General features: G+C 57.9%; 11 protein-coding genes. 3 read left to right on the forward strand and 8 right to left on the reverse strand.

The annotated features are described in order from the left end of the window. Both H8K04_12940 and H8K04_12945 read right to left on the reverse strand, forming a co-directional pair. Window positions 1–399, reverse strand: coding sequence for a PilZ domain-containing protein (locus H8K04_12940; protein ID UVT14743.1), 399 nt, complete (start codon window positions 397–399; stop codon window positions 1–3). A 153-nt stretch (window positions 400–552) separates the two neighbouring features. Next, on the reverse strand, window positions 553–1,839 hold the full coding sequence (locus H8K04_12945) for a DEAD/DEAH box helicase (protein ID UVT14744.1): 1,287 nt from the start codon (window positions 1,837–1,839) through the stop codon (window positions 553–555). Window positions 1,840–2,367: 528 nt separating this feature from the next. Here H8K04_12945 and H8K04_12950 point away from each other — a divergent pair. The 3 genes from H8K04_12950 (at window position 2,368) to H8K04_12960 (ending at window position 3,427) form a co-directional block, all read left to right on the forward strand. Then, window positions 2,368–2,583, forward strand: a complete 216-nt coding sequence (locus H8K04_12950) for a hypothetical protein (GenBank protein ID UVT14745.1) — start codon at window positions 2,368–2,370, stop codon at window positions 2,581–2,583. A gap of 226 nt (window positions 2,584–2,809) precedes the next feature. After that, a complete protein-coding gene (locus tag H8K04_12955; GenBank protein ID UVT17973.1) occupies window positions 2,810–3,100 on the forward strand; it encodes an RNA-binding protein in 291 nt (96 codons plus the stop codon). 33 nt (window positions 3,101–3,133) lie between these two features. Beyond that, complete coding sequence (locus H8K04_12960; protein ID UVT14746.1) at window positions 3,134–3,427, forward strand: hypothetical protein; 294 nt, start codon at window positions 3,134–3,136, stop codon at window positions 3,425–3,427. 69 nt (window positions 3,428–3,496) lie between these two features. Here H8K04_12960 and H8K04_12965 read toward each other — a convergent pair whose 3' ends face one another. The 6 genes from H8K04_12965 to H8K04_12990 form a co-directional block, all read right to left on the reverse strand. Next, the gene (locus H8K04_12965) at window positions 3,497–3,898 is read right to left on the reverse strand and encodes a hypothetical protein (GenBank protein UVT14747.1); all 402 of its coding nucleotides are present in this window, start codon (window positions 3,896–3,898) and stop codon (window positions 3,497–3,499) included. A gap of 194 nt (window positions 3,899–4,092) precedes the next feature. Further along, the gene (locus H8K04_12970; GenBank protein UVT14748.1) at window positions 4,093–4,461 is read right to left on the reverse strand and encodes a PepSY domain-containing protein; all 369 of its coding nucleotides are present in this window, start codon (window positions 4,459–4,461) and stop codon (window positions 4,093–4,095) included. Between the two features lie 134 nt (window positions 4,462–4,595). Next, entirely contained in the window at window positions 4,596–4,907 is a 312-nt protein-coding gene (locus H8K04_12975) for a hypothetical protein (GenBank protein ID UVT14749.1), read from the reverse strand. Window positions 4,908–5,435: 528 nt separating this feature from the next. Further along, window positions 5,436–5,837, reverse strand: coding sequence for a hypothetical protein (locus tag H8K04_12980; protein ID UVT14750.1), 402 nt, complete (start codon window positions 5,835–5,837; stop codon window positions 5,436–5,438). A 217-nt stretch (window positions 5,838–6,054) separates the two neighbouring features. Beyond that, window positions 6,055–6,231 carry a hypothetical protein gene (locus tag H8K04_12985; protein ID UVT14751.1) on the reverse strand — a complete coding sequence of 59 codons (177 nt, stop codon included), beginning with the start codon at window positions 6,229–6,231 and terminating at the stop codon, window positions 6,055–6,057. A 617-nt stretch (window positions 6,232–6,848) separates the two neighbouring features. Continuing rightward, entirely contained in the window at window positions 6,849–15,641 is an 8,793-nt protein-coding gene (locus tag H8K04_12990; GenBank protein ID UVT14752.1) for a hypothetical protein, read from the reverse strand. Window positions 15,642–16,011: the final 370 nt, after the last annotated feature.

Genomic DNA, 16,011 nt, shown 5'->3' on the forward strand with positions numbered 1-16,011 from the left:
TCAGACCATCACCGTCGGTCCGGACTTCGACAGATGAGTAATGAAGCTCTGGAGATACTTGTCGTCGCTCGGAGAGATGCCCTCGAACTCCACACCGTAGGTGTGTTCTTTTCCCCACCGCACCGTAGCGGCCTCGATACACATTGATTTTGTCTGATTGGGCAACCGCAAACTCATCGCGATACGATCTCCGGGCGTGATCACGGCTTCGGTCATCACACGCGCGCCTTTTGCAGAGACGTCGTACACGATGCCCAACCCCTCTTCGACAGTCGCCTTCCTCATCGCGCCGACGCGAGTTAAGAAACACGGAAATGGAGCCATGACGCGAATACGGGGGTGCCTGCGCAGTTGCTGCGTAACAGACACGCTGCCTGACTTGTAGATCGGCTCATCCATTTGAGTTACCCTTTCGCCATGAGCATGCGAACACACCGGTATCACCGGACCTCGTCAACAACCACTTCCCGTTGCTGGACAGTCTGCATAGAACTTCACCACGTAAGAAGCACTCTATCTCACGTGGTGGGTTCTGCGAACTATTTTCGTAGTTTATGAACGTATTGCGGTCGGGGCCGTGGACAAGGGTGCTTCAGCTCGAGGCCGAGTGGAGTTCGAGTGGCCGTGATGCCGTGGCCGCTTCCACTGACTCTGCGAGGGACGATCGTTCCGGCGAGCGTGTCGGCCTTCAGAAGGAATCGCCGATGAGGGAGCCGCGCTTCCGGAAGCAAGCGGCACCGCATACCCTAACAGACGCTCGATATCTCGCAGTTGATGGCGGTCTTCACCTGTGACGAAACTTGTGGCGCGGCCGGTCGTCTTCATCCGGGCCGTGCGGCCGATACGATGGACGTAATCCTCGGGGCAATTGGGCAGATCGAAGTTGATGACGTGCCCGATGTTCGCCACATCGATGCCTCTAGCGGCGATATCCGTTGCAACCAGTACACGAAATGATCCGCGCCTGAATCCCTCCAGCGCCGCGCGCCGCTGCGACAGACTTCGGTCCCCGTGCAGCACGGCCACGCGATGTCCTGCACTATTCAACATGCGGCCCAGCCGATCGGCACGGTGCTTTGTTCTGGTAAACACGAGCGCCGAATCCTTGTCCGACCCCAAAAGCGACAAAAGCAGGTCGCCTTTCGCGTCGTGCGACGTATGATGAATCGCCTGCGTCACGCCATCGGCGGTGGTTGCGGACGGTGTAATCATCACGCGAACGGGATTGCTGACGCTTGCGTGAATCAATCGGGCGAGATCGGTCGGTAGCGTAGCCGAGAACAATAATGTCTGCCGCTCTTGCGGCAAGGCATCAAGTATCTGATTGATTTGAGGCGCAAACCCCATATCCAGCATCCGGTCTGCCTCGTCCAACACCAACACCTTAATGGCCGACAACGAGATTGTGCCGTTCCACATATGATCGAGGAGTCGGCCGGGCGTCGCCACCAAGATATCCGGTCGCTGCCGCAAGCCTCGCACCTGAGCTTGCATGTCTGCGCCTCCCACGATCACCGTGGCCGAGATGCGGCGACGCCGCCCGAGCTTCTCGATGGTGGTTGAGATTTGTAAAGCAAGCTCACGTGTCGGTGCCAGAATCAGCGCCTGCGGCTGGCTCTTCGGCAGCCCAGCGAGCCGTTCGACGATCGGAATCACAAACGCTGCGGTCTTGCCTGTCCCGGTCTGGGCACACCCGATGACGTCCCGCCCGGCGAGCGCAGGTGGGATGGCTTGTGCTTGAATAGGTGTCGGTGAAGCGAACTTGGCATCAGTCAAGTCCTGCAAAAGTGCCTCGGACAAACCGAGAGCGTGAAAATTAGCGTGAACAGACGTATCCACTACGATATCCTTTCAGTTTGATCGCATGATGACGGGATCAGAGAACCGAGGGGAGAGACAACCGGGCAGGGTGCAACTCCAAACTGGACCTGGTCGCGATGCGATCGCGAAGTCCGTTATAGTTTGAGCATCTCCTCGCCGGACTGCCACGAGTGAAATACAACGTCACCATACAGCATGGCACTCTCGGCGTCAACCTCTTCTTCAATAGATGCGAGAGAGCAGGACATCGCCGTACACACAGGGTATCGTCCGTCTCAACGCAACGTGAGTCAATCTTGAGGTTTTGACTCCTTCATAAGATACGTGTTAGAGTCATCCATCGTTTAAAGGTATTCCTCTCCGCGCACTCCCCGTACTCAATCTCAGTCTTTGCGCAACAGTCTGTAGTATCACGTTCTGACGCTCATCTGATTGAATGGCACCCGCTGTCTTTCACAGGTGAGAACCATTGTCGGCATAAAAACAGGGCTGCCGGGCTCTTCGCTGGGTGTGGCCCTGACCAAAGCCCGCACAGAAGGAGTGTTTATGTATCTCTCTTCGATTCGGAGTCGCAAAACTGGAAAGAAGAAGTCCGCCCATAAGCCGAGAATCCGCTGGCAACTGCTGGGACTGACTGATCCCGATTTGGCCAACAACGAATCCTCAATCGAAGTCATCAGACGGGAAGTCGCCTCGTTGGCGAGACAGCGCTTCGGAGAGGAGACTCGCTTGCGTTCATCGTCTGGAAAACCAAGTCGTTAGACAGAAACCGACACCAGCCGGAGCGAGAAGCAAGCGCTGCGAAGCCACTGAGCAGACACGCTCCATAGGAATAGTGGCCTATGTCCCTCTTTCAGAACTTCGTCCAATGGTTCGCACACAATCCTCTGGCTCTGGTAATCCTGCTGTACCTTGCGGGAGTCATCAGCGTTTTGGTGTATGCCTATTTTGAGCCCCAAGATCAGCAGTAGACTTGTCAGTACCGACGATCGCTTGGCGCAAGAGGAGGACGATCTTGAATAAACGCGTATTGTATGTCGGTGGCCTCTCGGACGCCGCTTCCGATTGTCACCTCCGCGACCTGTTTGGGGTCTACGGCACCGTCGCGCGCGCCTATGTCGTGCGACACAAACACAGCGGGAAATCGGCCGGCTATGGATTTGTGGAAATGGGCTCGGGCGACCAAGCCCTCAGCGCGGTCGTCGCCCTGGAAGGTGCGCTGTTCGAAGGCAATCGTTTGCGACTCTTCGTCACGCCACATGTATCCGCTCATACCTGAGGCCTGCCCAACCGGGCGAGAGGGAACACACTCATGAGTCGCACCAACTTGGATCCGCTTCTGACCTTTGCGGACGGATCGCACCTGTTGATCAGCACACAGTGTTCAGTAGGTGGAGATTTCTCCTGCGCCTTGTACAGCGCAGTGGTCAAGACAGACGACCGCGCGGCGTTTCAAGTCGTCTCGAACCACTTTGCGGCCTCGACCTGCATGAGCGCCCAAGAACAGGCCTACCATTACGCCCTTCGACTCTATCCCGGTTCCGTCGAATCGATGAAAAAACCACCATACCTCATTTGGCCTGGTCCACGTGCCTCCTTCCCCTAGCAAAGATTCGTCTGCTATGGCACCGCGATCCCGGGCACTCTATTAATCATCTCAACCGGACCCGAAACCCTATTTCTTTTTTTGGCAAATCTCGACTGTCGCTTCAACCTGACCATCTCTTGGACTGACCATCAACAGCATGCCCTTATGCTCCAAGGCCCTCCTAAACAGTGTGGCATAGCTATCATCGTATCGACGTTCCTCGATCGTTGTCTCGCCGCTTTGGCGATCGTATGAACTTTCGACGACAAATGCGTCCACGGTTTGCGTGCCATTCAACCGCGCTTTGCTCGTGACCCGCCAGAAACGATTCTTCGGATCAAACATTCCGTTCGAGGTATCTAGGGTAGCATTGGAACACAGCTTCACACCTTTGGACACCTCCACATACTCACCTCTATCCATAAATTGGGCGAAGCCCGCTGAGGGAAATCCAATAACGATTGCAAGAACCAGCACATACAGAATCATGTCGCCCCTCCTTCACCGGGAAAGCACCAGCACAATCGAGCAGATTGGTGGCACAGGCTGACGTCTAGACCTTTCCTTTCCAAGAACTTCGTAGAAGCGTTCCGTACTCGTCTCTTTCCAACCCCCGTCTTACAAGATGCTTGTTCTAAGATCTGCTCCCCTCTCTCCTCGACCAGATCCTGCACTAAACCATGTCATGAGGTCTGGCCCTGAACCGCCTTCTTCTGAGGCACCTTTTCTTCGGTCATCATCATCGATCCTGAAACGGCATCGACATAGACCGTCATAATCGCTTCTTTGGCGGTCAGGATGTCGACCATCCATACGGTCTTGTCCGCCTTCTTCTCCAATTTCGCCTCAATCACCTGTCCTGCGACACTGGTCAACGCCGACTCTGCCGCCCCCTGAATCGTGATCTTGGCGGAGGTGGCCACGGTAATGACATCCGCTGCGTTGAATTTCCCTTTATCGGCGCTCCAAACCATTTCACCCACAATCCCCGCTAGGCCAATCACCGTCGCGGCAATCAGGATTGCTCGCCATATCGTATAGTGCTTGTTCATGATGGCTGTCTCCTTCGTGCATGGCCTAACATGTAGGAACATGACCGCAAGGCCCGACGCGATCACGTTCACTCCATCCACCGACGATTGCTCGAAATATTCCCATGGCTGCTGTCCGTCCCGACGCTTCTGTATTATTTCTTTTGTATCCGCATGTCCTTTTTCGCCGGTTGTTCAGCCGCCCCTTTCGACAATGGTTCGACAACTTGGATCTCGTGGGTCTCGGGACCCTTAGGATCGATCAGCACGGTGCTCACGGTTGTATCTCCGGACCTCGCGGCCTCCTCCATAGACTGGCTGTAGGTCAAGTTTTTCCGACCCGTATCGTTTGCAAACTCTCCCCTTGACGGATACCCGGGATGCTTGGGCAGCATTACCGGATTCGCCAGAGCAAGTGCTGACATTCCGAACACGAGTCCCATCAGCATCATCGTAAAGAGCTTCATGATGACCTCCCTTTGTTGAACAGCCCACCATCTCCTCGACAGACGACGATCCCGATCTGGGACCGGGAGGTCACCTCTATCAGCAAGGCAACAGGCTGAAGCCTCAAGATCGGTCTATGAGGGTACCCTCACAAGACCGTGGTCGGCGCTCTGGCATTGAAGCGGCGGAGACTGAGGAATCGATCGCGCTAGGAAGGATGCGGGAAGCGCAAAGGATGGGACAGTCAGCGAAACTGGAACGTCAGAGTTTGAGGTAACACACCAACGTTACGTTCCCAGCTTTCATGGCGCGCAAGAATGAGGAACACTTCCCTCAGAGAGTCATACTCTCCTCGCACAAACTACCATACACAAGTTTACCATAACTAGTCAAGCTTTATATCTCATAATCTACATTTAGCATCAAATATTAACCAGATTTTGTTAACCGCCCTGGACACGTGTCTATTCTACCGATCCGTAGTGAGTCATACCGGATGCGTCGTGCACGGAGCGCTCTGATGGATAAGGGGCCTCTGGGGCAGAACTCTATTTCTTCTTCCCGCAAATTTCCACAGTTGCTTCCACTCGTCCATCTTGCGGGCTGATCATGAGGAGCATCCCTTTGTTCTCCGGGGATCTCTTGAAAAACGTGGCGTAGTCTTCATCATACCGGCGTTCCTTGATCGTGGTCTCGCCGCTTTTGCGGTCATACTGGGTTTCAAGGACAACTGCAACGACGGTCTGCGTGCCATTCGCCCGTACCTTACTGGTGACTCGCCAATAGACGTTCTCTGGATCAAGCATCCCCTTCGATTTTTCCAGGATAACGTTAGGACAAAGCTTCGTACCTTTGGCCACCTCGACATACTCGCCTTTGTCCACGAATTGAGCGAAGCCTGACAGAGGCAATCCGATGACGATTGCAAGAACCACCAGACACATGAACACGTGAGCTTCCTTCCTCAAATGGTGTGACATATGACGTGACTCAGACAGACTTAGAGAGAATGGGCTAAGGCACGTGTTTCAGATGCGCGGTCAATCGAAGATTGTCTCCACAACCACCGGACAATCGATTACGGCCACACGTTTCGATGTTAGCGCTTCATGCAGGATCGGCGTGAGCGCGAATGAGCCTTGATTCCGGCTTTCCGGACATCCGAAATCAGGCGGTGACTCTGAGCCGGTCAAGTATCGCTAAAAGGACATCCTTTCGCTCTCGCAAGTCTTTCCGCATGACCTGGTTATCGGTGTGACCGATCTCGGTACCGAGGTCCGAGATGGCACTCTCGACTGCCCAGGACAATACCTCCTGCTCCTGTTGTGCCAGGGTCAGCTGCATATGATGCTCCTTCCTCAATCACACTCTTTAGGGGACATTGCCTGGAAAAGAAAACCTCTGACATCGCGTCCACCACATCCAATCGACAGAGATGTCGAGTCTTGTCCTCCGCTTAGCTCTCCCAGTTCGCACGGAGCAGATCTTCATTCTCCTCATCATGACAGGTGAATGTGCCGCGATGGGCATGATGCAACGCCGCACCGATGCGCCGCGCGAGATGGGGGTCCGTCAATAAGTCTACCTTAAGCACGATTCACGATCTGGTCAGAACGGCTCAGTTCGCCAAGAGACACTTATCTCCCTGTGCCTACGAGCGATCCTCCCCCTACCCGTCAACTGTCCTCCATGCCCCGCTCCTAGACCTAGGAGGCCAAAGGGACCGGACCGATCCGGCCTCGATTGCCCCTTTGTTCATTGCGACGGCGACTTTTCTCAGTCCTCGCCCGAAGTGCCGATACCACTCAGGCTCGCAGGAGACGTGCCGTGTCACAGAGTACGTAACCCTCCCATCCTTCGTCGCAAGAAGATTCAGCAGGTGCTTTTCCTCCATCGTCTTCATCGATTCTTCGATCGTGGTCTATGATGTCTTCCTCGGTCACTATCCCACCTCGCCCGTATCAACCGAGCACGATGCGAATCTGGTGCTCGCCGTCGACGACGAGCTGGATGTTCGTATAGTCTGTCAACGCTTTGCCATCCAGTTCAGTCAGCGCCACGCCTCGGCTCACATGACGTGGATTTTCCACAGCGATATCATAGACCGCCGAATGATACCGAAAACGAATCGAGTATCCCGGCCACTGATGTGGAATACAAGGGTCGATGGAGAGCATGGCACCGCGCAAGCGAAAACCCAGCATCCATTCCACACCGGCCCGGTAGAGCCAACCCGCTGAGCCGCTGTACCAAGTCCATCCCCCGCGGCCAATATGCGGCGGCTCGGCGTACACGTCACCGGCTACCACGTAAGGTTCGACTTTGTAGCGCTGAACGTTCGCTCGCGAAGAGATCCGATGAACAGGATTTAACATGCGGAACAACTCGCCGGCCTTGTCCCCATCACCCAGGGCTGCGAATGCCAGCACGGTCCAAACGGATGCATGGGTGTATTGGCCGCCGTTTTCTCGAATGCCCGGGACATAGCCTTTGATATAGCCGGGATCCTTCGGCATTCGGTCGAACGGTGGCGCCAAAAGACGGATCAGCCCGTCCTGCCGGTTCACCAAATGCCGTTCCACTGCGGCCATGGCACGCGCCGCGCGGCTTGGGTCTGCCGCGCCACTGATCACTCCCCAGGACTGGACAATCGAATCGATGCGGCATTCTGGATCTCCGGCGGAACCGAGCGGCGTCCCATCATCGAAGTACGCGCGGCGGTACCATTCTCCGTCCCAACCGTCCCGCTCGATCGCGGCTTTCAATGCGCTGACGTGCAAACGCCACGTTTCAGCACGACCATGCTCGCCGCGTTGGGCCGCCACCTTGGCGAACTCCCAGAGCACCGTATGGAGAAACCAGCCAAGCCACACGCTTTCCCCTTTGCCCTGTTGGCCGACTCGGTTCATCCCGTCATTCCAATCTCCGGTGCCCATGAGCGGAAGGCCGTGACAACCGACGACAAGGCTTCGGTCCAGCGCGCGCGCGCAATGTTCAAAGAGGGTGGCGCACATCTGGGACACTCGCGGCTCAAAATAGGATTCATGTTGTCCATCCACCAACACAGGTCCTTCCAGAAAGGGCACCATTTCGTCCAGCACAGTCATATCGCCGGTCACTTCAAGAAACTGGATCACCGCGTACGGCAGCCAGAGCAGATCGTCAGAAATGCGGGTCCGCACGCCGCGTCCGGACGGAGGATGCCACCAATGCTGGACGTCACCCTCGACAAACTGCCTCCCTGCCGCTCGCAGCAGATGTTCGCGTGTGATATCGCGATCCGCCACGCTGAGGGCCATGACGTCCTGGAGTTGATCGCGAAACCCGTACGCCCCGCTCAACTGATAGAACGCCGCACGAGCCCAGACGCGGCACACCAGCGTCTGATAGAGCACCCAGCGATTCAACAAGACATCCATGGCGCGCTCCGGCGTACGGACCTGTATACCACCCAACATGTCGTCCCATCGGCGAGTGACCTCACGGAGGAGCGCGTCGACGTCCGCCTCACGGTACCGATGAAGCAGGAGACGCGCCTGCTCTCTCTCCGCTGTCTGACCAAGAAACCAGATAACCTCCGCTTGTTCGCCTGCCTCCAACTCGATCGAAAGCTGAAGAGTCGCACAAGCGTCGAGACCCGCCCCGACCCTACCGGATAATTCGCCTCCCCTTTCCAATGCCAGGGGACGGTCAAAAGTCCCATTACGGCCGAGGAATTCCGTGCGGTCGCCGGTCCACGAGGCGTGTTTTCCGGCAAGATCGGAGAAGGCGACGCGACCAGCGAACTCGCCGCCTAGCATACTGCGCGCGAAGAGGGCGCCGGTCTCCGGGTCGATCTCGGTGACGATGTACGGCGCGGAGTCACTGCGGGAGTTGCCCAGTACCCATTCAGCATAGGCCGTGACAGAAAGGCGACGCGAGCGGCCCGACGCATTCTGCAGGGTGAGTCGAGAGATCTTGATCGGATCTTCAGGCGGCACAAATTGCAGCAATTCGAGTAGGACGCCGTGTGAACCATGATGGAAACGGCTGTAACCCTGCCCGTGACAGGCGACATAGGGCGCCGGGTCATCACGAATCGGCAGCGCCGTGGGACACCAAATCTCTTTCGAGTCATCATCGCGAAGATAGAGCACCTCTCCCGACGGATCGGTCACAGGATCATTCGACCAGGGGGTCAATTGATTCTCGCGGCTGTTGAGCGACCACGTAAACCCGGAGCCTGATTCCGACACGAGGAAACCGAACGCCGGGTTTGCGATGACGTTGATCCACGGTCGTGGCGTTCGCAGCCCTTCGCCGAGAATCGTGACGTATTCGCGCCCATCATCTGCGAAGCCGCCCAAGCCGTTGAAGAATTCGAGTTCTCGTTCAGGCAACGGCACGTCCAGACGCCTGCCGGCACGCAGGGTGGGCAGACTCACCGGCGCCACACTGTGCCTGCGCTGTAACCGAGTAATCTGCTCCGCCAAAGTGCCGCGCCAGCCGAGTAGGACGACCCGAGCAAGCTGCTGCAGCAGGATCCGATCTTGTGCGGAGACCAGGTCGGTCCGCAGGAGATAAATACCACCTCGCGCCCCACCGGTATCCGGGCAGAGCCGCAATTGACTGCCCCGCACCAGCCCTTCCAGCGCGCCTCGCAGCCCCTGCTCATACGACGTGGCCTTCTCGTTCAGAATGATTACATCGGTCGATAATTGCCTCATCCGCCAGTACTCATGTGCCCGGAGCAACTGCCGGACAATGTCGATGTCATCCGTTTTGTCGATGCAGGCCAATACGATGGGCAGATCGCCTGAAATTCCATGTGCCCACAGCACCGCACGGTCCACCGTCCCCTCGCTCAGTACCTCGGAAGACGGCCGCATCGACGCATCAGCGTACAAGACGGCGTTGGCCAGTCGCTGGAACAACTGCGCTTCGTCCGCCCCGATACCGAGGTGGTGCAGTTGTACCCGCGATTGCGTCCAAGCCAGCGAGAGGGCACGCTCAAAGACTCTCGGATCGCTGTACTTGTCGGCTAACTCCAGCACCTGATCGCGGGTGGGACCGATAATGGTTGAAAAGACCACGCGCGCGGTCTCACCTGGGAGCACGCGCACCGTGCGGCGCAGACTCATCACCGGATCAAGTACGGACCCGACGGTATTGGAAAGTGGCCGCCCACCGACCGCCGAGACCGCCGTGCGCACATGATGTCCGCGGCCGAGAAACCGGGCGCGATCCGTTTCATATTGCAGATCCCCGATGCTCTCACCTTCGACCACAACCACCTGGGCCGCCCACACCGTCGCTTCTTCGTCTGATCGACGGCGACGGGTGGCAAGCAATACGCCGTTGTCAGACACAAATTCCGTTTGTACGAACAGGTTCGCAAAAGCCGGATGAGCGACATCGGCGGCTTGTGAAACCAGAGACAGTTCGGCATAGGAGGTGACTTGCAGATCGCGCGCGCCGGTACCCATATTCGTCACGGAGATGCGCCGCATTTCAGCATCATCCTCGGAAGACACCACGACCTCACACGTCGTGCTCCAATCGCCATCTCGGCGGATGATCTCGGCTCGTTCTTCTGAAAAGGATGCTTCATAGGCGTCGGCCTCGACACCACTGGGCTGATACCCGGCCGACCATACAGACCCGGTCTCCATGTCGCGCAGAAAAATATGAGACCCCCAGCAGTCCCGCGTCGCATCTTCGCGCCAGCGTGTCACCGCAATATCTTGCCACCTGCTATAACCCGACCCTGCCGTGGTCAGCATAACCGCATACCGCCCGTTGGACAGCAGATGCGTCCGCGGTGTTGCCTCATGCGGCGAGGTAAATCGCCGCACGACCGGTGGTATGAGGTCGCGGACTTGCGCCGCCGCAGCGACTTCCTCCGCGCGCGGACGCGTCACCGGCACGTCGCGCGGTGTCCGTTCCTGGAGCAAGAGTTCAGTCGCTCGCACGATCGGCTCGGCATGAAACCGGCTCCTCATCACTCCGTTGTTCAAGACATTCGCGATCGAGACCAACGACATGCCGTGATGATGAGACATGTAGGTCCGCACGATGGCCGCGTCCTTTCCTTCGGGTACCCGCGTCCGCGTGTAATCCAGCGCTTCATAGAACCCATAGGTTCCCCTCCCGCCCGCCTCGGCGAGGCGCGCGAACCCTTGTGTGGCTTCGATGGGATTGATCATCGCCGCGAGTGCCGTGGCATAGGGTGCGATGACCACATCCTCGCTGAGGCCTCGCTTGAGTCCCAGACCCGGCACACCGAAGCTGGAATACTGGTACGTCAGGTCAAGATCGCGCGCATTATAGGCCGACTCAGAAACCCCCCAGGGCACGCCTCGCTCTATCCCGTATTGAATCTGCCGACGGACAACCAATTCATACGTCCGGCATAACAAGCTGCCTGGTGGGAACCGCATGACCAACGCCGGCATGAGGTACTCGAAGATGGAGCCCGACCAGGACACGAGCGCCGAGCCGTTTCCAACCGGCGTCAGAGCACGGCCCAAGTGGAACCAATGCGATGACGGCACATCGCCCTTGGCGATGGCGACAAAGCTCGCCAGTCTGGCCTCAGACGCCAGCAAGTCGTAGCAACTAGGGTCCAGGCTGTTCTCCGGCACGCGATAGCCGATGGATAACAGTTTGCGTATCGGATCGAAGAGAAAGGTGAAATCCATGGCGTGAACCATGTGCTCCGCCTTCTGTGCGATCGCCGTAAGACGACGCGTCAAGGCCGTGATATCCGCAATCGATTGCCGGATGGCATCAGTCAACAGAGTGATTCTTGCCAAAGTGGCCTGATCCTGTAAGAGGCCGCTGCGCACGTGTTCCTGCAAGTGCTCAAGCGCACGGAGTGCATCCGCAAACCGTTCAGGAGCAGCCGCCAGCGTAGGCATGGGATGGAAGAACGGCGCGATAACCGCCCACTCCGGCGATGGCTCAGACGGATGGTTGAACAGAGCCGCCCGGTCTTTCGCACTGAAGCGGACCCATGGAAGGAACAACTCCACATCACGGAGATGACTATCCACGCATGCCCGGACCGCATCGGCCCAGGCACGCAACTCTCCATCGGGCTCATCACCACGCTCCTGTCCCAGTGTCTGAGCCATATCGGAAACAGTATGAGACAAGGCGTTGAGCCTGCCGAACCTGACAGTCCAGCCGGCGGCATCGACCGGCTTCGATAACAGCTCCATGGCCAGTACGTCGACGGCTTGGCTCAACTGCTTCTTGGTCACCGTATGAGTTTGTCGCTGGTCTGACACCTCCTCCAGCGCACCGCGTAACAATTGGATGGCATCGTCAATTCCGGCAAACAAATCGCCTTCGATGGAAGATTGCTGAATCAGCTCGCGACATCCGTTTCCCAGTACCAACAAATGTCCCGCGAGGTTTCCGCTGTCGACGGAGGACACGTACTTGGGATCCAGCGGTTGAAGAGTACGTGTGTCGTACCAATTGTAGAAATGCCCACGAAATAACTCGAGACGGCTCATGGTCGCCAGCGTGGCTTCCAGCCGTTTGGTGGCGTCGATGGTGCCCAGCCATCCTAGGTCACGGGCGACCAGAGTTGAGAGCAGATAGAGCCCAATATTGGTCGGCGACGTGCGATGGGCGACGACGGGTTTCGGATCTTCCTGAAAGTTATCAGGCGGCAGCGCATGGTCCTCGGGAGATACGAACGTTTCGAAGAACCGCCAGGTCCGGCGTGCGATCGATCGGAGCGTCCGCGCATCCGCGGGAGAAATCGGTTCTGCCCTCGTGAGTCGAGGCGGCAGACTGACCCAGCGAGCCACGGCAGGAGCTGATATCCAGAGCAGAACGAACGGAGCCGCGGCAGCCCAGGACTCAGAGCGGCCCAACACGGCCACCCCTCCAGCTGCCACGACGGCGAGCATCACACCGCCCGCCATACGACGATACATTCCCGTCAAGTTGCACGTGTAGGCACCTTCGGCTTGAGCCGCAGTCACCCACTCCAACATGCGAGTCTGCGTGAAGACGAGCCGAACGAGCGTGCGAACAATCGCATCCGTCATGAGCCATGCCTGATGCGCGAGGAAGGTGACGGTCAATGCGATCTGTCTCGCGGCCAACGCTAGGTCGATATTTGCTCCACGGAAATGGGTGCGCAAGGCAATCCCGGATCGGCGCGGATAGAGTCCGAGCACGAAGGACAACAGCGAGGGAATCGCGATGGTGGTCAGAATGAACCCGGCCCAGACCCAGGCAGATGTTTCCGGCAGCATCCATCCGACCATCAGGGTCAGAAACGCCGCGGGAGCCGACAGGGTACGGCGGAGGTTGTCGAGGATCTTCCAACGGCCGATGGCGGGAATCACCACCGCGCGATGCGGTTCAGACCCGGTATGCCCTCGCCCAAACAGCCAGGGCAACAGCTGCCAATCGCCACGCGCCCATCGATGCTGTCTGGCTGCTGCCGCTTCATAGTGGTCAGGAAACGCTTCGAACAGCTCGACGTCGGTCGCCAGCGCTGCGCGTGCGAACAATCCTTCAAAAAGATCGTGACTGAGCATCGCGTTGTCCGGCACCTTGCCCGCCAGCGCCGCCTCGAACGCGTCGATCTCGTAAATGCCTTTGCCTGTGTAGGATCCTTCCCGAAACAAATCCTGATAGACATCAGACACGGCCGACGCGTAGGGATCGATCCCACTGGGTCCGGAAAACGTTTGTTGATAATATGAGCCCTCGCCGCTGCCCGGAAGCGACGGCGTAATCCGCGGCTGCACAACCCCATACCCTTCTACAACGCGTCCAGCGAAACGGTCGAACCGTGGCCGGTTCAGCGGGTGAGCCATGGTACCGATCAACCGGTGCGCGGCTCCATGGGGCAGCCGTGTATCCGCATCCAATGTGATGACGAACCGGACCGACGGAATCACCTCAGGGAACTGCCCGTCGACGGACATGAAGGTCGTGCTCGTCGAGCCGCGCAGCCATTGATTCAATTCATGCAGTTTGCCTCGTTTCCGTTCCCATCCCATCCACACCTGCTCGGACTCGTTCCAAACTCGCCTGCGGTGAAACAGGGCAAAACGCGATCCGCCCCCGGCTGCGGCACCATAGCGCTTGTTCAGATGCGCGATCCCCTCCACCGCTCTTGCCAGCAGTTCGGCGTCCCCTGAAATGCTTTCGCTTGGAGCGTCTCTCCAGTCTGAGAGCAGCGCGAAACGCAGGTCATCATCCGCATTCGCCAGATAATGCACTTCCAATCGCTCAACCAGCTTATCGATACTGTTCCGGCTCGTCAGCAATGTGGGGACCACCACCATTGTGCGCAATTCTTTGGGAATGCCATTTCGCAATGCCATCCGGGGCAATGACCGCGGCCCGAGGATGGCCATCACCGCACGATTGATAAGCGCCATGGCTAAGTCCGAGGCCGGCACGAGCGCAATGAGACCGAGACACACCAGACCTGCGACAGTCACGCCCGCTTCGGCGGCATGCCACAGCGGGAAGGCCAGAACCATGGCGGTCATCGCTGTGAGCGACCCCAGATAGCCAGGTGCAGACGCCTGGACATACCAGCGCAGGAGTCGTCGCTTCCAGGACACCCGGTAACCGAGTTCGCGTTCAATTTCCCGGCGGCCCTGAGAGATAAGGTAATAGCCGGAATCCGTGTGCCGATCCCGTTCCGGCTGCTCACTCGTGTGCGGCTCAACCCCAGCCAGCCTGGCTCGGTCCACGACCCGCGTGGTCACCTCGAGTTCTGAGAGACCCGTGCCGCGCGAGAGATCCTCGATCGCATGGCGGTACGTGTCCCGCGTCACAAAGTCCATCTCGGCATAGCGGGAGTCGCATCGCAGAATCTGATCGACGAGGCTGACCGCCTCGACAAATTCAGCCCAATTGAATTCAGACGTCAATCGCATGCTCGTAATAATGTTGCGAACCGTGACGCTCATGGCCGCCTGTTGCAGATGCTCGTCGTGCACCATGTCATCGGCGGTCGAGCCCTGTGCCGCCAGACGTTCGTCGAGCCACAGCAACACGGGACGTACCTTCGGGTCCAGGTCACGGAGCCGTTGAACAAGCTGCACGGCAAACGCCGTGTCCAGCGGGCTGTGCTCAAATCGGCGTAATGCCTTGGCCGGTGACTCCAGAACCAACGCGCCGCTCCCCAACAGGCTATCCGCCAGTTCATCAGCTTCCAGCCGGGCCTCTCGGCTATGGACGATCCGCTCGGCCAGCCTTCTAAGATTCTCCACCAGCACGACACGCAGCGAGATCGCCACAGCCCACAATTCACCGATCGTCAACGGTTGCACGCGTTGATAGGCCGTCACAAAGCGCCGGAGCATGTCAGGGTCGAAACGACTATCGGTGTGGGCGACGAATGCCCAGGCAACGCCAAATACCCGTGGATGATCCTGCAAATGCCCTGATGTTAGTTTCGGCAATTGCCGGTAATAGCCGGGAGGCAAATCGTCGATGATTTCGCGAAGTTGTTCGTCGACAATATGGAAATTATCGACGAACCACTCAGCCGCGGGAGTAATGGCCTTCTCATCGCGAATCGTACGGGCGATACTCTGGTAAGACTTCACCAAGACTCGTCCATTCGCGAGGACTCGTGGCGTGAGCAGCCGGCCCACCCGTGCCTCATCGGTAACGACCTGTGCCGCCGCTAGACTCGCAGCATGCTGTTCGAGCCGTTCGATGCCGAAGAGCTCGGCGCGAATCGGTTCTTCCAGCTCGGCACTCTTGGCAACAGGTGAAAACATCGTATCCATTAGTCTCCTGCCTCACTCAGAACCGCCAGGCAGAATCAACTGCCGAAGCCCTCTGCCAACAGGTCACGGTTACGGATTTCAGCCGTTAGGCAGGCTCTGCGCACAGAAGCATTTCGACACCACGATTCACTTGCCGCCCTTCTTCGGTCTCATTGCTCACAATGATTACACTCTGCCAATCCATTCTGTTGTTATCCGAGACACGTCCCGTCTGAGTCGCGCGTTTGGAGAGGGCTCACATCTCGATAGGCGTGCTGGAGCGGTCATAGACCGAGGTCCTGTCTCCACGCCCCGATACTCGGACTTCTTGCTCTCCTCTCTCTTTCACGATCAGCCTAGAGCGTCCGGAGCGCCTGCGGTA

This window comes from Nitrospira sp., assembly GCA_024760525.1.
Lineage (GTDB): Bacteria > Nitrospirota > Nitrospiria > Nitrospirales > Nitrospiraceae > Nitrospira_D.